At 70.1% G+C, this 19346-nt stretch carries 14 protein-coding genes; 5 read left to right on the forward strand and 9 right to left on the reverse strand.

Going from position 1 to position 19346, the window contains the following annotated elements:
• Nucleotides 1-34 precede the first annotated feature (34 nt).
• Nucleotides 35-955, reverse strand: coding sequence for a BRO family protein (locus AQJ91_RS09700; RefSeq protein WP_067018477.1), 921 nt, complete (start codon nt 953-955; stop codon nt 35-37).
• Between the two features lie 144 nt (nt 956-1099).
• Here AQJ91_RS09700 and AQJ91_RS09705 point away from each other — a divergent pair, with 144 nt between their 5' ends.
• Nucleotides 1100-2179 carry an AI-2E family transporter gene (locus AQJ91_RS09705; protein WP_067018479.1) on the forward strand — a complete coding sequence of 360 codons (1080 nt, stop codon included), beginning with the start codon at nt 1100-1102 and terminating at the stop codon, nt 2177-2179.
• On the opposite strand, the gene AQJ91_RS09710 is transcribed toward AQJ91_RS09705, so the two are convergent.
• Entirely contained in the window at nt 2119-4281 is a 2163-nt protein-coding gene (locus tag AQJ91_RS09710) for an ATP-binding SpoIIE family protein phosphatase (RefSeq protein ID WP_067018481.1), read from the reverse strand. The genes AQJ91_RS09705 and AQJ91_RS09710 overlap by 61 nt on opposite strands.
• Before the next feature lie 180 nt (nt 4282-4461).
• On the opposite strand from AQJ91_RS09710, the gene aspS reads away from it, so the two are divergent.
• Together aspS and AQJ91_RS09720 are read left to right on the forward strand one after the other, a co-directional pair.
• Nucleotides 4462-6225: an aspartate--tRNA ligase gene (aspS, locus tag AQJ91_RS09715; protein ID WP_067018483.1), complete on the forward strand. Its 1764-nt coding sequence runs from the start codon at nt 4462-4464 to the stop codon at nt 6223-6225.
• A 127-nt stretch (nt 6226-6352) separates the two neighbouring features.
• Entirely contained in the window at nt 6353-7291 is a 939-nt protein-coding gene (locus AQJ91_RS09720; RefSeq protein ID WP_067018485.1) for an intradiol ring-cleavage dioxygenase, read from the forward strand.
• Between the two features lie 153 nt (nt 7292-7444).
• On the opposite strand, the gene AQJ91_RS09725 is transcribed toward AQJ91_RS09720, so the two are convergent.
• The 5 genes from AQJ91_RS09725 to AQJ91_RS09745 all read right to left on the reverse strand — a co-directional run bounded on the left by AQJ91_RS09725 (nt 7445) and on the right by AQJ91_RS09745 (nt 13336).
• A complete protein-coding gene (locus AQJ91_RS09725) occupies nt 7445-8863 on the reverse strand; it encodes an FG-GAP-like repeat-containing protein (protein WP_067018487.1) in 1419 nt (472 codons plus the stop codon).
• Nucleotides 8864-8979: 116 nt separating this feature from the next.
• Nucleotides 8980-10485: a polysaccharide pyruvyl transferase family protein gene (locus tag AQJ91_RS09730; RefSeq protein WP_067018489.1), complete on the reverse strand. Its 1506-nt coding sequence runs from the start codon at nt 10483-10485 to the stop codon at nt 8980-8982.
• A gap of 187 nt (nt 10486-10672) precedes the next feature.
• Nucleotides 10673-12124, reverse strand: coding sequence for an AAA family ATPase (locus tag AQJ91_RS09735; protein ID WP_067018491.1), 1452 nt, complete (start codon nt 12122-12124; stop codon nt 10673-10675).
• Between the two features lie 76 nt (nt 12125-12200).
• Complete coding sequence (locus tag AQJ91_RS09740) at nt 12201-12572, reverse strand: hypothetical protein (RefSeq protein ID WP_067018493.1); 372 nt, start codon at nt 12570-12572, stop codon at nt 12201-12203.
• A 350-nt stretch (nt 12573-12922) separates the two neighbouring features.
• Nucleotides 12923-13336: an ATP-binding protein gene (locus tag AQJ91_RS09745; protein ID WP_067018495.1), complete on the reverse strand. Its 414-nt coding sequence runs from the start codon at nt 13334-13336 to the stop codon at nt 12923-12925.
• A gap of 246 nt (nt 13337-13582) precedes the next feature.
• Between AQJ91_RS09745 and AQJ91_RS09750 the strand changes: the two genes are divergently transcribed.
• Together AQJ91_RS09750 and AQJ91_RS09755 are read left to right on the forward strand one after the other, a co-directional pair.
• Nucleotides 13583-14434 carry a helix-turn-helix domain-containing protein gene (locus AQJ91_RS09750; RefSeq protein ID WP_067018497.1) on the forward strand — a complete coding sequence of 284 codons (852 nt, stop codon included), beginning with the start codon at nt 13583-13585 and terminating at the stop codon, nt 14432-14434.
• Between the two features lie 2 nt (nt 14435-14436).
• Nucleotides 14437-14622 (forward strand): DUF397 domain-containing protein, encoded by a 186-nt coding sequence (locus AQJ91_RS09755; protein WP_107122390.1) that lies wholly within the window; start codon nt 14437-14439, stop codon nt 14620-14622.
• A gap of 139 nt (nt 14623-14761) precedes the next feature.
• On the opposite strand, the gene AQJ91_RS57310 is transcribed toward AQJ91_RS09755, so the two are convergent.
• Nucleotides 14762-17269, reverse strand: a complete 2508-nt coding sequence (locus AQJ91_RS57310) for an FG-GAP-like repeat-containing protein (protein ID WP_067018501.1) — start codon at nt 17267-17269, stop codon at nt 14762-14764.
• 89 nt (nt 17270-17358) lie between these two features.
• Entirely contained in the window at nt 17359-18771 is a 1413-nt protein-coding gene (locus AQJ91_RS09765) for an FG-GAP-like repeat-containing protein (RefSeq protein ID WP_067018503.1), read from the reverse strand.
• Nucleotides 18772-19346: the final 575 nt, after the last annotated feature.

The raw sequence follows: 19346 nt of genomic DNA on the forward strand, positions 1-19346 counted from the left end.
TTCGGGCCTGTCTTATGGGGGCTCTGCTGCGGCGCTACGGCAGTACGTAGATCGGCGCTCCGTCGGGGGCGCAGCCCGTCTGCCGTACACAACCTCGCTTGAGCAGAGTCCGCAGACAGTCGTGGACGCGGTCCTGCGGCAGCCCCGTCCGGGCGGCGATCTCCTCCAGGCGGTAACGCGCCTCGCCGCGCACCAGTGTCGGGGCCAGGTAGGCCGCCACCGCGTGGATGTCCTCGGTGAAGACGAGGTTCTTCGTCCTCCAGGTGGCGAGGAGCTGCTGTGCCGTCAGCTCCGGTTCCGGATCGGTGTGCCTGAGGGACTGGGCGATGTCCCGGAGTGCGTTGGCCATGGTGTCCTGGCTGCGGCTGATCTGACGAAGGAGATCGTTGCGCTCCTCCTGGAAGGCCAGCATCATCTCGTCGGCGCGGATGTTGCGTTCTTCCAGACGCACGATGGCGTCGGCGACCTGTTGCGGCATGGCGTAGGCGGTGCCGCCGGTGGGGGCGGGTTGTACGGGGGCCGGTTCCAGGCTGTAGGAGCCGTCGCGCTGGATGGTGGCGATGACCTCGGAGACCCACTCCTTGAACGGTGCGCACTCCGGCTTCGTGCACCCGTTGACGAGCGCGATGAGCCCGCGAAGGTTCACCATCTTCATCGACCTTTGTAGCTTGTGAGCTGCAAGTTTGCGTGAGGCGTCTGCTGTATAGACGCCTGGTGCAATCTCGCTCAGACGCTTCGTGCAATCTGGCGCAACATGCCAGAGGAGTGCCTGGCGCGTGTTTGCGTAACCGAGATCCGTGGCCACGTCGGCTGCCACGAACCAGTGCTCCCTCTCCGGCGTCGTCAGCCTCCGCATCCGCGCCCCCGTCGCCGCGAACACGAAGTCGTTGATGTCGATCGCGTCCTGGTTCCGTCCCGCCGCCTGCTCCGGCGGCGTGTTGTTCTGCTCGTGCATCGAGCATCACCTCCGCTCCGGAAGCTAGGCACGACGAGGTCTGACTTGCGTACATAGCAAGGATGTTCACCCGATAGTGGACAGGCACATCGATTCTGCACGTCGTGTACCGCAGCCCCGCCCGCCCCATGATCCGCTGGAAGCGTGCAGCAGCTGCTCCCCGAGCCCGTTCGTCGTCTCGCCGCCTGGTGTGTCGTGACTCTGCTCGTCGCGGGAGTCGTCTATCTCGGGGTCCGGCTTGCCGTCGAGTTCCGTACGGCCGTTGTGCCTGTGCTGCTCGCGTTGCTCGGGACGGCGTTGCTCGGGCCGCTGTACCGGCGGCTCGTGCGGGCCGGGGTGCAGCGGTCCGTTGCCGCCGGGCTCACGTGCGTGGCGGTTGTGGCTGTCGTCGGTGGCGCCGTCTATATCGTCGTCGCCGCTCTCATCGACACCGGGGATCAGATCGTCGCCTCCCTCAAGGACGCCGCTCAGGATCTCGCCGATCACTTCGGGGCCGCCGGGACCTCACTCGACGACCTCGCCTCCAATGCCAGGGAGCTGCTCACCAAGTTCGGGGGGACGGCCGCTTCCGGTGTTATCAGTGGGGTGAGCGTCGTGGGCGAGACCATCGCCATGGCCGTGCTCGCGCTGCTGCTCGTCTTCTTCTTTCTGCGGGATTCGCATCGGGCCGCCGATGTCCTGCGGTCGGTCGTGCCGCGTGGGGCGGGGGACTCCGTGGAGGCCATGGCGCGGCGGGCCTTCGAGGCGGTGGAGGGGTTCATGCGGGGGACCACCTTCATCGCGTTCATCGATGCCGTGTGCATCACCGTGGGGTTGCTCGTGCTCGACGTGCCGGGGGCCGTCGGGCTCGGTGCGCTTGTCTTTGTGGGGGCTTATATCCCTTACCTCGGCGCCTTCATCTCCGGGGCCGTCGCCGTGCTCGTCGCGCTCGCCGACCGGGGGTTCGTCATCGCGCTCTGGGCGCTGGGGGTGGTGCTCGCCGTGCAGGTGCTGGAGGGGCATGTGCTGCAGCCCATGATCCAGAGCCGGACCGTGCAGATGCATCCCGCGGTGGTGATGGTGACCATCACGGCGGGCGCGTCCGTCGCCGGGATTCTCGGGATGCTGCTCGCCGTGCCGCTGACCGCCGCCGCCTTCGGGGTCCTGCACGAGCTGCGTACGCGCTACTCCGAGCCCGCTGCCGAGCCTGCTTCTGCGCCCGCCGAGGACTCCGCCGATTCGTAGAGCTCGAACCAGATGCTCTTGCCCTCACCCCGCGGATCCACCCCCCACGTCTCCGCCAGCAGCTCGATCAGCATCAGACCGCGCCCGGAGGACGCCAGTTCACCGGGGCGCCGCTTGTGCGGGAGGTCGTCGCTGGTGTCCGTCACCTCGACGCGCATCCGGCGTGCCCCCGGCCCACCCCGCACCTCGGCCAGAAGCAGGGCGTCCGCGTCGGTGTGGACCAGGACGTTGGTCAGCATCTCGGAGAGGAGCAGGACCGCGGAGTCGATCTGGTCCGCCGAGTCCCAGTCGTGGAGGAGCTCGCGGAGCTGCTGCCGGGCCACCGCGACGCGCTCGGGCTCGGCCTGCGCGACCGTGAGCATCGTGCGGCGGACCGTCGGGACCACGGTCACCGTGTCACCGCAACCGCAGCCCTCGCCCTCCCGGCACAGCAGCAGGACGGCTATGTCGTCCTCGCGGCGGTCGGCGAGCGGACCCGTGGTGTGGTGGGAGGACGGGCCGTGGACGGCCTGGACGAGGGCGTCGGCGAGTTCCTCCAGATCGCCCTTGTGCTCCTCGAGGATGGTGCGGATGCGTTTCCAGCCGGTCTCCAGGTCGTGGCCGCCGGTCTCGATCAGGCCGTCCGTGCAGATCAGCATCGTTTCGCCGGGCTCGAGGGTGATCCTCGTCGTCGGGTAGTCCGCGTCCGGGTCGATCCCGAGGGGCAGCCCTCCCGCCGTCGGGCGGGCCAGCACCGTGCCGTCGGCCATGCGGATCGCCGGGTCGGGATGGCCGGCGCGGGCGATGTCCAGCATGCCGGTCGTGGGGTCGACCTCGACGTAGAGGCAGGTCGCGAAGCGCAGGTCGGCGGCGTCCTCGGCCCCGTCGTCGTAGGTCATGCCGTGCAGGAAGCGCGAGGCGCGGGACAGGACCGCGTCGGGGCGGTGGCCTTCCGAGGCGTACGCGCGGAGTGCGATGCGGAGCTGGCCCATCAGGCCGGCGGCCCGCACGTCGTGGCCCTGGACGTCGCCGATGACCAGGGCGAAGCGGCCGTTGGGGAGCGGGATCATGTCGTACCAGTCGCCGCCGACCTGGAGGCCGCCGCCGGTCGGGACGTAGCGGGCGGCGACGCCCATGCCCGGTATCTCAGGGCCCAGCTTGGGCAGCATGGAGCGCTGGAGGCCGTCGGTGAGCTCGCGGGCCGTCTCGGCGGCGCCGGCGCGGGACAGGGCCTGCGCGAGCATACGGGCGACCGTCGTGAGGACCGAGCGTTCGTCGGGGGTGAAGGCGACGGGGTAGGCGAAGGCCGCCATCCAGGCGCCCATCGTCTGCCCGGCGACCGTCAGCGGCAGGAACGCCCAGGACTGGCGGCCGAAGTGCTGGGCGAGCGGCCAGGTGAGCGGGTAGCGGGACTTGTACTGCTCGGGTGTGGAGAGGTATACGGCACGGCCGGTGCGGACCACCTCGGCGGCCGGGTAGTCGGTCTCCAGGGCCATGTGCGAGAAGGGGCCCTCGTCGCCGGGCTGGTGGCCGTGGTGGCCGATGATCGTCAGACGGTCGCCCTCGACGCCGAAGACCGCGAGGCCGTCCGGTGAGAAGCCCGGCATCGACAGGCCGGCCGCGACCCGCAGGACCTCCGCCGTGGACCGTGCCTCGGCCAGCGCCCGGCCCGCGTCCAGCAGGAACGCCTCCCGGGAGCGCCGCCAGTCCCCGGTGACCGCCGTGCGTCCGGCCGGGGTGCCCGGCGTCGGCTCGGTGACCTCCTGGAGGGTGCCGGTCATCTCGTACGCCCGCTTCACCCGGTCGTAGGACGGCTTGGAGCGGCTGCGGACGACCCGGACGACCCGGCCCTCGCCGTCCATGACCCGTACCCGCACCTCGGCCAGGCTGTCCTCGGCGGCGGCGAGCTGGACCACCCCGGTGATCTCGTTCCAGTCGACCGGGTGGAGGCGGGCCCGGGTCTGGGCCTGCGTGAGGACGGCCGGCTCGGCCGGCAGACCGAGCAGTCGTGCGGCCTCGCCGTCGACCTTGACCAGTCCGGTGGCGGTGTCCCAGTGCCACAGGCCGGTCGCGAGGGCGGCGAGAACCTCCCCCACGGCGGGCAGGGGCTCACCAGTGCGCATGCGCTCCACTCTAAGAAGAGTTGATCGAAGGCTGCCACCGAAGCTGTACGGGACATGTGATCGGCGGGGTGGCCAATGGGCCGTTCCTCATGGTGGGGAGCCGATCTTGGGGTGCCCGGTAGGCTTGGGGGAGTTTCACGTGAAACAAGGCCCCGATCCGCGAAGACTGGATGAACGACGATGCATCGGTACAGGTCCCACACCTGCGGCGAGCTCCGCGCCTCTGACGTCGGCACCGACGTCCGGCTGAGCGGCTGGCTGCACAATCGGCGCGACCTGGGCGGCATCCTCTTCATCGATCTGCGCGATCACCACGGCATCATGCAGCTGGTCGCCCGCCCCGGTACCGCGGCGTACGAGGCGCTGGACAAGATCTCCAAGGAGTCGACCGTCCGCATCGACGGCAAGGTCGTCTCGCGTGGCGCGGAGAACATCAACCCCGAGCTGCCCACCGGCGAGACCGAGGTCGAGGTCGGCGAGGTCGAGCTGCTCGGCGCGGCCGCCCCGCTGCCCTTCACGATCAACGCCGAGGACGGCGTCAACGAGGAGCGGCGCCTGGAGTACCGCTTCCTCGACCTGCGCCGCGAGCGCATGCACCGCAACATCATGCTGCGTACGGCCGTGATCTCCGCGATCCGTCACAAGATGACGGCGCTGGGCTTCAACGAGATGGCGACGCCGATCCTGTCCGCGACCTCCCCCGAGGGCGCCCGCGACTTCGTCGTCCCGTCCCGCCTGAACCCGGGCAAGTTCTACGCCCTCCCCCAGGCGCCGCAGCAGTTCAAGCAGCTGCTGATGATCTCCGGCTTCGACCGCTACTTCCAGATCGCGCCCTGCTTCCGTGACGAGGACGCGCGTGCGGACCGCTCGCCGGGCGAGTTCTACCAGCTCGACGTCGAGATGAGCTTCGTCGAGCAGGAGGACGTCTTCCAGCCGATCGAGAAGCTCATGACGGAGCTGTTCGAGGAGTTCGGCAACGGCCGCCACGTCACCTCGCCGTTCCCGCGGATCCCGTTCCGCGAGGCGATGCTGAAGTACGGCTCCGACAAGCCGGACCTGCGCGCCCAGCTGGAGCTCGTCGACATCACCGACGTGTTCGAGAGCTCGGAGTTCAAGGCCTTCGCCGGCAAGCACGTGCGCGCCCTGGCGGTGCCGGACGTCTCCGCCCAGCCGCGGAAGTTCTTCGACCAGCTCGGTGACTTCGCGGTCTCGCAGGGCGCCAAGGGCCTGGCCTGGGTACGGGTCGCCGAGGACGGCTCGCTGTCCGGCCCGATCGCGAAGTTCCTGACGGAGGAGAACGTCGCGGAACTGACCAAGCGCCTGTCCCTGTCGGCCGGTCACGCCGTGTTCTTCGGCGCGGGCGAGTTCGACGAGGTCTCGAAGATCATGGGCGCGGTGCGGGTCGAGGCCGCCCAGCGCGCCGGGCACTTCGAGGAGAACGTCTTCCGGTTCTGCTGGATCGTCGACTTCCCGATGTACGAGAAGGACGAGGACACCGGCGCGATCGACTTCTCGCACAACCCGTTCTCCATGCCGCAGGGCGGCCTCGAGGCCCTGCAGACGCAGGACCCGCTGGACATCCTGGGCTGGCAGTACGACATCGTCTGCAACGGCGTCGAGCTGTCCTCCGGCGCGATCCGGAACCACGAGCCGGAGATCATGCTGAAGGCCTTCGAGATCGCGGGCTACGACCGGGACACCGTCGAGGAGCAGTTCGCCGGCATGCTGCGCGCCTTCCGCTTCGGCGCCCCGCCGCACGGCGGTATCGCGCCCGGCGTCGACCGCATCGTGATGCTCCTCGCCGACGAGCCGAACATCCGCGAGACGATCGCCTTCCCGCTCAACGGCAACGCCCAGGACCTGATGATGGGCGCACCGACGGAGCTGGACGAGACGCGGCTGAAGGAGCTGCACCTCTCGGTGCGGAAGCCGCAGCCGAAGTAGGCGAAGTAGCGGACAGCTGTGGGAGTGGCCCGGAACCGACATCGGTTTCGGGCCACATTCCTGTGCAGGGCTCTTACTCAGCTCTTACCCATGCTCCTGACAGACGCCGTCCCTAACTTCCCTGCACATGACGGGAAACCAGACGGCCGAAGGACCGAAACACCAGAAGGACCTCACGCGGCGCAAGGTCGTCGTGGCCGGTGCGGGTGCTGCGGTGGCGGTGGGCACGGGCGGCGCCCTCGCGGCGGGCGCCTTCGCGGGCGAGTCGGGAGCGAAGGGCGCCAAGGGCACCTCGGCCTCGGCGAGCAGCACCTCCAGCAGCGGCGAGGTCTGCTACCAGCTCACCTCCGAGACCACCGAGGGCCCCTACTACATCGACGCGGACAAGATCCGCCGGGACATCACCGAGGACAAGGAGGGCATCCCGCTCACTCTCACCCTCAAGGTCATCGACTCCGAGACCTGCAAGCCGATCGCCGACGCGGCCGTGGATGTCTGGCACTGCGACGCGCTGGGTCTCTACTCGGGCTACGAGAGCTTCTCCAACGGCGGTGGCGGCGGCGCCCCCACGGACGCCCCGACGGACGCCCCCTCCGGTACCCCGACCGGTGAGCCCCCGTCCGGCGGTGGCGGTGGCGGCGGCCACCAGGAGCCGACCAGCGACACCCGCTATCTGCGCGGCACCTGGAAGACCGACAAGAAGGGCTTCGTCACCTTCAAGACGATCTTCCCGGGCTGGTACCAGGGCCGCTGCGTCCACATCCACACCAAGGTGCATGTGGACGGCGAGTGGACCGACGCCGGGTACGAGGGCGGGAACACCTGCCACACCGGCCAGTTCTTCTTCGACGAGGAGTCAGCTCTCGCCGCCGCCGAGGTGGCGCCGTACGCGACGTCGACGACCGAGCGCACCACGCTCGACGAGGACACGATCTACGACGGCAGTGGCGTCCAGGGCGGTCTGCTCAAGCTGAAGTACAAGAAGAACGACATCGCCAAGGGTGTCCTCGCGACCATCACGATGGGGGTGGATCCGGAGGCCACGCGCACAGGTCAGGACAGCTGACACAGGGAGGGCGGCGGCCGGCCTGGTCCGGCACCGGAAAGCGCGAACCGCCCGTGAACGTGAGGGTCACGGGCGGTCACTCAGGTGCCGTCGCCGGGCGCTGCGGCCGTCCGGCGGGTTTCCGACGTAAGACCGACGGCCGACCTGTTGGCGTCAGGTGGCCTCCAGCAGGCCGTTGCCGCCGAGTGCCGTGAGGGCCTGCTGGGTGAGGCCGACGGAGCGTGCCGTGAACACCCGGCTACCGGTGGCCGTAGGACGGAAGGTGCCGCCGGGCAGGACCCAGACACCGCCGGTGTGGTTGTTCTCCCCCGCCGCGCTGACGAACAGCTCGGGCCTGCCGTCCTTGTTCACGTCCCCGGCGGCGACCGTCGTCCCGAAGAAGTCGTCTTCCTCGGCGCCGCCCGGCACACCGGAGGTGTTCTGGGTGAAGGCGTACGAGCCGGTGCCGAGGGCGCCCGAGGCACGGCCGGGGATCACGGTGACCATGCCCGCCCGCTTCCTGCTGCCGAGGCTTTCGTACGGCGCGCCGACCACGATGTCCGCCAGCCCGTCCCGGTTGAGGTCGGCCACGGCGAGGGCGCCGCCGAACGCGTCGCCCTTCTCGCTCCCACCGGGCACGCCCGGGGTGTTCTGCGTGATCTGCACCGGCTGCGCGTCGCTCGCGATGCCGTCCGCCGACCCGTACCAGACCAGGACCCGGCCGCCCGACGCGCCGTCCATGCCCGCGACCAGGGGCTCGTCCGGGTCGCCGGCCACGAGGTCGCCGTACCCGTCGCCGTTGACGTCGCCGGTGGCGGTGATGAGACCGTTGCCGTGCTTCAGCTCTTTCTGGAACGCCAGTTCCGTGTAGATCTCACCGCCACTGCGATCGTGCACGCGGACGGTGGCCACGGCCGGGTCCGGCGCCGTGTCGCCGTCGAAGTCGCCGAGCGTGACGGACCCGACGGAGGGGGTGTTCTGATTCAGCTCGGCGGAACCGTGGCTGCCGCTCTTGCTGAACGGGCCCGTGAAGCGCACCATCGCGTCCCAGCCGCCGACGACGACCTGTGTCCTCGTCCCGCTGCCGGTGCTGAGCGCGGCCAGGTCCAGACCGTAGCGCCGCGGGCCGGTGCTCGGCGTCGGCAGGTTGGTGGCGCTCGACAGCCCGCTCCCGCTGCCCCACAGGATCGTCACCGTGCCCGCGTCGGTGCCCTTCGTCGTGTCCTCGGTGGGCGAGGAGACCAGCAGGTCGGCGTACCCATCCCGGTTCAGGTCGGCGGTGGCGGTGGCGGCGCCGAAACGGTCGTAGGCCTCGGCCACGCCCGGAACCCCGGACGTGTTCTGGGTGATGGTCTTGCGACGGGTGGCCGACAGGCCGGAGGACGATCCGTACAGCACGACGACCGCACCGGCTGCCTCCTTGCCGGACACGTTCGCGCCGGGCGCGGGCAGCACCGCGTCGCGGTAGCCGTCGCCGTTGAAGTCACCGGGGACCGCCCCGTGCACGGCGGCGGCCGGGACGGCCGACACCAGCGTCCCCGCGATCAGTCCGGCGGCCACGAACGCGGCCGCGCCCCATCTGCCTCTGCTCATGTGGGCGTCCCCTCCTCCCCTGCGAGGGCCCGCACCCTCGCACAAGTGGCCGAATATTACCAGCCACTTGGCGCCGAGAGCGGTGACGCCCTCGCCGGTGGAGAGGTGAGGGGCGGTCAGCCCTTGCGGTCGCGGGAGTCGGCGAGCTTGCGGGTACGGCGGCGTATGGCCGGGCCCAGGCGGACCAGGAGGCGCCTCTCGATGCCGCCGACGCGGCGCTCGACGGCGGCCAGCTGCTTGTGTGCCGCGGCCAGCTCCTGGCGTACGGCGTCGAGCTGCTCTGCGGTCTCGATCGCGTGCCGCTCGGCGGCGGTCAGCCTGGCGCGCAGCTTCCCGGTTTCCTCGCCGGCCTTCTTGGCCTGCTTCTGGGCCTTGGTCTCGGCCGCCGTGATCAGCTCCCGCAGGCGGCTCATGCGGTAACGCATCTGTCCGTCGTCCGAGCCGTCCCAGACCGGCATCGAGGCAGGCAGGTCCAGGGAGGCGACGCGGGCGTCGTGGGCGGCGCCGCCGTCGCCGTGCTGGTAGGCGTTGTCCAGGCCGTTGCGGGTGAGGAACGCGGTGATGCGCTCGAACCGCTCGCCGTGTCCCTTGAGCATGGGCGAGAAGTCAGCGGCCTCGTACAGCTCGCGCGGATCGGTGTCGGCCGGCAGGTCGGTGAGCGGGCGGTGCGGGATGTCGAAGTACCGGCACAGTTCCAGGGTGCGCGAGTCGTGGGTGAGGACGACGGCGGGTGTGCCGGCGAGCAGGGCGGCGATGTTGCCGTGGATGCGGGTGCCGTAGGCGAAGTCGTAGCCGCGCAGTTCGTCGATCCAGGTCGCCGGGTCCAGCGGCATGCGCACCTTGTTCTCCCGCAGCAGGGCGTGGCTGAGCTGCAGCGGGAACGGATCCTCGAACCCGGACTCGGGCGTGGTGTCGCCCCACAGCAGCAGCTCCGCGTCGGTGAGGTTCTGCGCGTAGTAGGTGAGGTGCGGGTAGCGCTCCCATGCGTGCCGGGCGATGCCGGAGATGTCGCCGACGGGTATCGCGTCCGGGGAGAGGCTGAGGGCGATGCGCGAGTCAGCGGTGAGCTCCGCGGCCCGGATCGCGGGGAACGTCGCGCCGTACAGGAACATCGAGGGGCAGCCGATGATGTCGACGTCCCGGAAGCCGAGGCCGTTCAGGTAGCCGGCGGTCAGTTCGCCGCGCACGCCGATGGACGCCGAGCGGTCGAGGACGGCGGACGCGAAGCGCTTGACCGACGTCTCCATCGGCGTCAGCCACTCGGTGTCGTAGTCGGCTGGGGCCTGGGCGCCGACGCCGAAGACGACCACCGGGATGGTGAGCTGCTCGATCAGCTTGGAGAGCCGGTCCAGTGAGGTCTGGAAGGTGGGGCGGAAGGCGTTGGCGAGTGGGACGACGAAGACGTCGTACTGCTCGTTGATCTCTGCGGCCCGCTCGGCCGACGGGTCGGTGCGGATGCCGTTCGACGTCACCTCGGTGTTCGGCGTCGACAGCATCTTGTGGGCGGAGTCGCTGAAGAGCAGGTTGCCGGTGTTCGTCCCGATGAGGTCCTGCTGGATGAACTCCGCCGGAGTGGCGACACGGAACGGACTCTTTCCGGAACGGATCAGGACGCGCTTCACGACATTCCCCTGGGGTGCGATGCGGTGGTGGTCGGACTCTGTGCCGACTGCGCACTGGCCGACCTGGCCGCACGCTGACCTGAACACTATAAGGAGGTAAATGCAGGGTAAAGGGAAGAGTGAGCGCGGAGCGGATGGTCGTGGACAACGTGGTGCGGCCAGGCACTCCTCGCTCATGATCGGCGATTCAGGCCTGCCATGCCGCAACCACGTCGCCGGCCCGCCACACCAGCCCGACCCCGGCACCGGTCACCGACCCAGCGGTACCGGAGAGGGAAACGACGGCCAGCCCTGTGCCACCCGGCGAGAACCCGGGGACCTGAGCAGCGCCCCGCACGAGCGCGGCCAGGTCGTGCTGATCGAAGGGCGAGCCGAGCCACTTCACGGAGCCCGCGAAGAAGAGGGTCCCGGCCACCGGAGAGCGATCGGCGCCGATGAGATCGATCTCCGGGGAGAACCGGCGGTTCCACCAGCCACCCACGACCTCGGTGTCCGGCCAGGGGAAGTCCCCGGAAGCGGCGGCCAGTTCCAGTGCCTCCCGGACCAGCGGCTCGACGGCCCGCCCGCGCCAGGCGGCCCAGCGCCGCTGGACGAGCCGGTATGCGGCCTCGGGCCGGCCGCGCCGCGACAACCCCTGCGCGGAGCGCAAGGCGGCCAGATACAGACGCAGGTTGCTGTCGGCCACCCGGTAGAGGGCGGGCTTGCCGGGGCTCGTGGACAGCGGGGTGTCGGAGGCGAGGATCCGCTTCTCGTCGGTGAGCCGTCGCAGCAGAGGGGACAGTATCCCCGACGGCAGGGCACCACTCTGGCTCCCCGCCGTCGCCGCGATGTTGGCGTGCGTACGGTCCCCGCTGCCCACCGCCTCCAGCACCCGGCGGGACTGGTCGGCTGCGGGGAACTCGGCCATGAGAGCCGCTTCGGGGACGCCGAAGAGGGGCGAGGCGGGGTCCGCGCACTCGGCCTCGATGAAGTCGAGCGCCGGGGTGGCGTGCGGCCAGGCGCGCAGGATCCCCGGCAGCCCGCCTGAGACGAGGTGCGCGTCGATGGCGTCCGCCGCGTCGAGCCCCAGTGCGGCCCCGGTCTCGGCGGGGTTGAGCGGACCGAGGACCAGGCTGTCGGCCCGGCCGTAGAAGGGGCGGTCGTACGCGGTGAACCGCTCCATCATGTGCAGGTCACTGCCGAGCAGTAGCAGCAGCACGGGGCGGGTGGAGAGGAGCCGGTCCCAGGCGGTCTGGAGTGCTCCGTCGAAGACGGGGTCCTGTTCGGCGAGCCAGGGAAGTTCGTCGAGGACGACGATGCTCGGGGTGGCGGGCAGCACGGCGGCGAGTGCGCGGAAGGCGTCGGGCCAGTTGGTCGGCGGGCTCTTCGGTACGAGTTCCAGGTCGGGCGGGAGCGAGGACTCTCTCAGCTCAGTCATGAGATCGGCGATCCCCTCCAGGGGGGACGCGCCCTTGGTCGCCGTGAAGAAGACGTACGGTCGCCGGGCCCGGTCACAGAACTCCTGCACGAGCCGGGACTTCCCGACCTGCCGCCGCCCCCTTATGGCGACGGCCAGGCCGTTACCGTCGGAGGTGACGCGATCGAGGCGCTTCTGGAGGAGGGCCAGCTCGGTCTGGCGGCCTACGAAGGGGGTGGGCATGGGCCTCCTCCAGGAGTGAGGGGTGGGTTCCAGGTGGTTATGTAGATTCAATCTACGTAGATTAAATCTACATACATCAGGGCTGCCGAAGCTGGGGCTGAGGGTGACCGACAAGGCCGGACCTCAGCAACCCGCGTAAGTACGTCGCTGTATCCCTGTCGAGCGACCGGATCCCTCGGGCCAGGACACCCAGGGTGGCGGTGGTCTTCTCGCCCTCGCTGTGCGCGATGGCCGCGAGTGACGCCAGTGCCGGCTGTCGGACCACCGTCGACTCGTCCGTGATCTCCGGCAGGTCGTCCGGGCCCAGCACCAGCGGGCGCAGGATCTGGGATGTCTGGTTGCCGATGCGGGACTCGAAGGGGCCGGCGGCCCAGGTTGCGGTGGGCCGGTTCCGGCAGATCACCAGCAGCAGTACGGGCAGGTCGTACGCCAGGTGGAGATGCGCCACGTGGCAGGGCCCAGCCCGGTGTCTTGTCGGGGTCCGGCTTCGTCTGGACCTCGACTGCGAGGAGGAAGGCATCTCCCTCGGCGGGCTCGACCTTCAGCACCGTGTCCACGGGGTGGTCCGGTGGGCCGAACTCCGTGGCGTCGAGGGTGAGCACCTCGATGGCCGATTTCGGGAGTGGGGGAAGTCGTAGCGTCTCGAAGACGGGGGTGAGGGCCTCCGGGTGGTTCTCGAAGATCCGGTGCGATGTCTGGCGGGTTGCTGCGGTGACCATGTGGCGGAACCTAGGGGATCTTGGGCCGGGGCGTCCGGCCGAAGGGATGGGATCACTCTTTCGGGGAGGGAAGAGGTGTTCAGGCCACGGCGGTCAGTTCGCACCAGATGTACTTGCCGGTGCCGACGATGTTCTTGGTGTCGTGCTGCCGCACCCAGCCCCAGTCGTCTGCGCAGTCCCGTACGAGGGCGAGGCCGCGGCCCGTTTGGGCGTCCGGGGTGGTGTGGTGGGAGGGGCGGGGTGCTGTGGGGTCGGCGTCCCACACGCCGATGCGGAGGGTGCCGTGTTCTGCGCGGAGCTTTATGGCGGCGGGGCCCTTGGTGTGCTGTACGGCGTTGGTGACCAGCTCGGTGGCCAGGAGTTCGGCGGCTTCGGTGAGGTGGGGGAGGCCGTGGGCGGCGAGGATGAGGCGGAGGGTGTGGCGGCAGATGGGGACGGCCAGGGGGGTGTTGGGGATGTGGAGGGTGTACTCCCAGGGGTCGACTTCGGGCATGAGTGAACTCCGTTCAGTGGGTGGAGAGTTGGCTGGGTCTGCGGAGTGTCGGGCGGTGGCTTCGTCGTCGTCGCCATGGCGTGGCGGGGCGGTGCGCTTCCGGGGCCCCGGTTTCGCAGGGTGTGCGTCGCGTCACTGACGGTAGAGGAGAAATTTCTCCCAGCGCAAGCTGTTCGCGTAACCTGGCACCCGAACGAGGGGGGCCAACAGGTCCCTTAGGCAGTGCTGTTGAGGAGTTGAGCCGTCGTGGCGCCGAGGAGCCAGCCCACCACCCGACAGGTGCGTCTGGGCGCCGAGCTGCGCAAACTGCGGGAAGCGGCGGGCATGTCGGCCCGGGAAGTGGTCGGACTCCTCTCGTCGACGTCGGCTCAGATGAGCCAGGTCGAGTCCGGGCTCTCGGGCGTGAGTGAAGAGCGGGTGCGTAGGCTCGCCGTTCTCTACGCATGTACGGACGGGGCGCTGGTGGAGGCCCTCGTGGCGATGGCGGCGGACCGTACGCGTGGCTGGTGGGAGGAATACCGGGGCGTGCTGCCGCCGACGTTTCTGGACCTGGCGGAGCTGGAACATCACGCCCGGTCGATCCAGGTGATCGGAACGGCGCATGTTCCGGGGCTGCTGCAGACCGAGGACTATGCGCGCGCGGTGTTCTCGTACTGGGTTCCGGAGTTCGTGGCGGGCGAGGTGGACCCCCGGATCGAGCACCGCATGCGGCGCAAGACCGTCATCACGCGTGACGGTGCCGTCGAGTACGAGGCGGTGGTCCACGAGTCCGTACTGCGCACGCGCGTTGCCGACCGCAGTGTCGCGCGAGCCCAACTGGACGAGATCCTCCAGCAGACGGAGCGGTCGAACGTCACGGTGCGGGTGGTTCCCTTCGATATCGACGGCTTCGCCGGCGCCAGCGCCGCCCTGCTCTACCTGGGCGGTCCGGTGGCCGCGCTGGACACGGTGCAGCGGGACACTCCGTACGGCACGGCGTTCCTGGACGACGCCGCTCAACTCCTCGCTATGCGAACACTTTTTCGTAAGGTGGAGTCGGTAGCGCTTGACCCCGTGAAGTCCCGGGACTTCATCCATCGCCTGGCGAAGGAGCTATAGACGTGATCCAGTGGCAGAAGTCGTCGTTCTCCGGCGGTGCCGACGGGAATGAGTGCGTCGAACTTGCCCTCCGGGACGACTCGTTGCTCCTCCGCGAAAGCGACGACCCCACCCGAATACTCCCCGTCACCCCCACCGGCCTCGCCGCCCTCCTCCACCACGTCCAAGCGGACCGCACCGTCAGATGATCCAGACGGCGCCGGTGGAGGTCATGTGCATCCCCTCATCCCCCGGCGCACCATTTGTGCGCCGACTCCACAGGCGGGGGAATGTAAAGGCGCCCGGTGACATCCAGTCGCCGGGCGCCTTGGTGACTCAAGTCATCGGCTAGAAAAGGGACTTGTAGCCGCCCCATCCGGTGGCGATCTTCGTACGCCCGCCGAAGGACCCCTTGCCGTCGCCGCTGTTGCGGTACAGGTTCCCGCTGCTGTCGCGGGAGACCAGGTCGGCCTTGCCGTCGCCGGTGATGTCGCCGACGCCGATGACGGCGTTGTACGAGCCGCCCCAGTTGGTGAACAGCTTGGTGCGGGCCTTGAAGGTGCCGGTGCCCGTGCCGTTGTAGCGGTACAGGGTGTTGGACGAGTCCTGGGCGAGCAGGTCGCCGATGCCGTCGCCGGTGATGTCGCCGACGCCGACGATCTTCCTGTAGCCCTTCCAGTTGTCGTAGAGCTTCACGCGGGAGGCGAGCTTGCCGGTGCTCGTGCCCTTGTAGAGGTAGACGGCCCCGGTGGAGGCGTTCCGCGCGATGAGGTCCGGGCGGCCGTCGCCGCTGACGTCGCCGGGGGAGGTCAGGACGTTGTACTGGGTCCAGCCGCTGCTCGCGAGGGTGGTGTACGACGTCGACGGGGTCACGGCCTTGCCGCAGCCCGGCTTGTACAGGCGGAGGGCGCCACTGCTGTATCGGACCAGGACGTCGTTGCAGCGGTCCCCGCTGAGGTCGCCGACCGGGACGGCCTTGACGGTCGTCGTCCAACCGCTTCCGCTGACCTTGCCGGAGAAGGTGCCCGTGGACGCCTTGCCGAGCTGCCATGTCAGGGCGCCGGAGGAGTTGAGGGTGAGCAGGTCGCCGGTGCCGTCGGGGGTGGCGGAGGCGCCGGAGAAGTCACGGAGAACGGCTGCGCCGCCGGCGACGGTGACCGTGCCGGAGGCCAGCTTCACGGCCGAGGCCGCGCCCTCCTGGGTGGCGCGCAGCGTCCAGGTCAGGGGCCCGTTGAGGGCGTAACTCCCGGATGCCGTACGGCCGTTCCAGGTCGCCGCGATCTTCAGTTCGCCGGTCGTGCCGGTGAGGCTCCGGACGGTCTTGCCGGCCCGGTCGGTGATCGTCACCGACCAGGACGACGTGGGGCGGCTGAGCGTCCAGGTGGGTGCCCAGGCGGTGCTGGTGGCGGTGGTGCCCTTGAGCGCGGCCGTCGTCGGGACACTGGAGGCGCTGACGGCGAGGGTGGGCCAGGCGGTGCGGGAGCCGTACAGCCGGCCGACGCTGCTCTCGGTCGCGGCGCCGGACCAGACGGCGGTGGCGGCGCCGTCGGCGCCGACGCTGATGTGGCCGAGGACGTATGCGTTGGAGGAGCCCGGCAGCTGGCTGGGGCTGGTCCACGTGCCGTCGCTGCGGACGGCCTCCCGCAGGGTCCCGGACTGGCTCCACAGGGCGTGCACGGTGCCGTCGGCGCCGATCGCGGCGTCGTACTGCTCGGAGGCGTACGCCGTCGACAGCGTCCGTGCGGCCGACCAGGTGCCGGTGTCGGCCTCGCGGGTGGCGGTGCGGGCGCTGAAGGTGCTGGTGTAGTCGACCCATACGAGGGTGACGTCGCCGTCGGGCGCGATGAGCGGCTCGGGGGTGTCGGCGAGGTTGTCGGTGGCGGTCACGGTCTCGGGCGCGGACCAGGTGCCCTCGCCGCTCCGGGTGGCCGTGAGGATGGACGTGGACTCGGACTCGTCGGTGCCCGGCCAGGCGACGGTGAGTGAGCCGTCGTCGGCGGCCGCGACCTCGGGGTCACCGACCGACTGGTAGCTGCCGGTCGCGGCGACAGGGGCGGACCACTCGGTGGCACCGGCCGCGCGGGAGACCGCGTACAGGGAGGCGGACGGACCGTCCCACTGCTTGTAGACGATGACAGCGGTGCCGTCGGTGGTGACGGCGACGCTCGGATTGGCGGCGAAGTCGGCCCCGTCCGTGGCGGCGGTGCTGAGTTGGACGGGATCCGTCCAGGTGCCGTCGGTGCCGCGGGTGGCGGCGTGGACCTCGGCGTGGGCCGCGGAGTTCGCCCGGGTCGTCCATACGGCGGTGACCGTGCCGTCGGGCGCCTCGGCGAGGTCGATGCCGGCGTCGGACCAGGCGGCGTCCGTGCCGACGATCTCGGCGGGTGCGGACCAGCCGGACTTGTCGGCCGCGAGTACGGAGCTGACCAGCCGGATGCCGAGGTTGGTGTCGCCCGGCCCGGTGTTGTCCGGGTGCTCCACCCACAGCGCGGTGACCGTGCCGTCCGCGGACGCGTGCAACTGGGCGCCGCCGGCCTCGCTCGGCGTCGTCGCCAGGGGCGTCGGCGTGCCCCATGCGTCGCTGCCGGCCGGGCGCACGGCGGCGTACAGCGTGCGCTCGCCACCGCCGACACCGGCGAACTGGTTCCACAGCGCGACGGCCGACCCGTCGGCGGCGGTGACGACGTCGAGCACGGAGGTGCTGACATCGGTGCCGGTGATGGCCGTGGCCGACGTCCAGGGCGCGACCGGAGCCGCGACGGCCGTAGTCGGAAGAACGGCGCCGCCCGCCACGGCCAGCGCCACCGAAGAGATCGCGACCGCGAGACGACGGCGCGACAGGGCGATTCTGCCCACGTGTGTTTCCCTCCCCCGCGAGGGCCCACGCCCTCGCACAAGCGTGCGGATGCTAGCAGCGAGGCCGGTGGCCGGACGCGGGCGGTTCGTCAGATGACCCAGAGCAGCCCGTTGCCGCCCAGCAGCGTGCCGTTCTGCTGGGTGAGGCCGACCGCGTTCGCCGTGAGCATGCGGCTGTTCGTGGTCGTCGGGCGGGAGGAGCCGCCCGGGAACACCCAGACCGCGCCGGTGAAGTTGTTCTCGCCCGCAGCGCCGACGAACAGTTCGGGCTTGCCGTCCTTGTTGATGTCGCCCGCGGAGACGGTCGTACCGAACAAGTCCTGGAGCTCGGAGCCGCCCGGGACGCCTGCCGTGTCCTGTGTGAAGGCGTACGCGCCGGTGCCGAGGGAGCCGGTACGCAGGCCCGGGACGACGGTCACCTGACCGGCCTGGCGGGTCGTGCCGATGGCTTCGTACGGCGATCCGATCACGATGTCCGCGAGCCCGTCCCGGTTCAGGTCGGCCACGGCGAGGGCTGCGCCGAACGCGTCGCCCTTCTCGCTCCCGCCGGGGACGCCGGGCGTGTTCTGCGTGATCTGCACGGGCTTCGCGTCGGTCGCGATGCCGCCTGCCGAGCCGTACCAGACCAGGACGCGCCCGCCGGTCGCACCGTCGACGCCCGCCGTGTCCGGGTCGTCGGGGTCGCCGACCACGAGGTCGGCGTATCCGTCGCCGTTGAGGTCACCGGTGGCGGCGATGAGGCCGTTGCCCGGCAGCGGGTCGTTCGGGAGCACCGGATTGATGTGGATCTCTCCACCGCTCAGGCCGTCGAGGCGGGTGGTCGCTACGACCCGTTCCGGGAGAGCGTCGCCGTTGAAGTCGCCGAGCGCGACGCTTTCGACGGAGGCGGTGTCCTGGTTCTCGGTGGCGGAACCGTACGTGCCCGTGCGGCTGAACGGCCCCTCGAAGTGCACGGACCCCTCATATCCGGCGACCACGACCTGCGTCCGCACGCCCCCGCCGGTACTGAGAGCGGCCACGTCGAGCCCGTAGTAGCGCGGTTCAGCGAACGGCGCCGGCAGATTCGTCCCGTTCGTCAGCCCGCTCCTGCCACCCCACAGCACCGTCACCGTACCGGCGTTGGTCCCCTTCGCCGTGTCCTCGTACGGCGACGACACCACCAGGTCGGCATACCCGTCCCGGTTCAGGTCGGCCGTCGCGGTGGCCGCGCCGAAGCGGTCGTACGCCTCGGCCGTGCCCGGCACCCCGGACGTGTTCTGCGTGATGGTCTTGCGGCGGCCCGCGGACAGGCCCGACGACGAGCCGTACAGGACGACGACGGCACCGGCCGCCTCCTTGCCGGACACGTTCGCACCCGGCGCGGGCAGCACCGCGTCGCGGTATCCGTCGCCGTTGAAGTCACCGGGGACGGCCCCGTGCACGGCGGCCGCCGGGACGGCCGGCAGCAGCGCACCCCCGATCAGACTGACGACGACGAACGCAGCCGTGCCCCATCTGCCCATGTGAGTCCCCTCCACCCCAGGCGCACCATCCGTGCGCCGACATCACGCGGGAATTGTAAAGGCGCCCGGGGATTCTTCACCCAGGGAGCCTTCAGGAGTTCAACTCGCCGGTCAGGAGAGGGCCTTGTAGCCGCCCCACCCGCTCGCGATCTGCGTGCGCGGCCCGAACGAGCCCTTCCCGTCCCCGCTGTTGCGCCACACGTTGCCGCTGGTGTCGCGGGAGACCAGTCCGACCTGCCGTCGTCCGTGATGTCGCCGACGCCGACGATGTCACACGCCGTGCGGTCAGGCCATGCGCCCGGACCGCGCAGTCACCGGCCAGGACCAGTGGGTAGCGGGCGCCGACGGTGAGGACGTCGGTCAGCAGGTGGCGGTGCGGGGGTTGCGTGGTGGCCCCGATTATCGCGGTCGTATCCGGGTCGGTGCGGTGCCACCATGCCGCCGTACAGGTGTAGTTCACCTCACCTTCCCCTCTGGTATTTCTCAAGGCTGGTTAAGGGAACGCAAAGGGTTCTCACAGGCCACTCCCCGATCGTCATGGACATGAGCCCGAACAGCCCACGTCACCACAGACC

This window comes from Streptomyces dysideae (assembly GCF_001514305.1).
Taxonomy (GTDB): domain Bacteria; phylum Actinomycetota; class Actinomycetes; order Streptomycetales; family Streptomycetaceae; genus Streptomyces; species Streptomyces dysideae.

What these genes read in the sequence shown, in the direction of transcription:
- AQJ91_RS09700 (WP_067018477.1), bottom strand. Translation starts at nt 955, where the DNA reads ATGCACGAGCAGAACAACACGCCGCCGGAGCAGGCGGCGGGACGGAAC.
- AQJ91_RS09710 (WP_067018481.1), bottom strand. Translation starts at nt 4,281, where the DNA reads ATGCGCACTGGTGAGCCCCTGCCCGCCGTGGGGGAGGTTCTCGCCGCC.
- aspS (WP_067018483.1), top strand. Translation starts at nt 4,462, where the DNA reads ATGCATCGGTACAGGTCCCACACCTGCGGCGAGCTCCGCGCCTCTGAC.
- AQJ91_RS09720 (WP_067018485.1), top strand. Translation starts at nt 6,353, where the DNA reads ATGACGGGAAACCAGACGGCCGAAGGACCGAAACACCAGAAGGACCTC.
- AQJ91_RS09725 (WP_067018487.1), bottom strand. Translation starts at nt 8,863, where the DNA reads ATGAGCAGAGGCAGATGGGGCGCGGCCGCGTTCGTGGCCGCCGGACTG.
- AQJ91_RS09735 (WP_067018491.1), bottom strand. Translation starts at nt 12,124, where the DNA reads ATGCCCACCCCCTTCGTAGGCCGCCAGACCGAGCTGGCCCTCCTCCAG.
- AQJ91_RS09745 (WP_067018495.1), bottom strand. Translation starts at nt 13,336, where the DNA reads ATGCCCGAAGTCGACCCCTGGGAGTACACCCTCCACATCCCCAACACC.
- AQJ91_RS09765 (WP_067018503.1), bottom strand. Translation starts at nt 18,771, where the DNA reads ATGGGCAGATGGGGCACGGCTGCGTTCGTCGTCGTCAGTCTGATCGGG.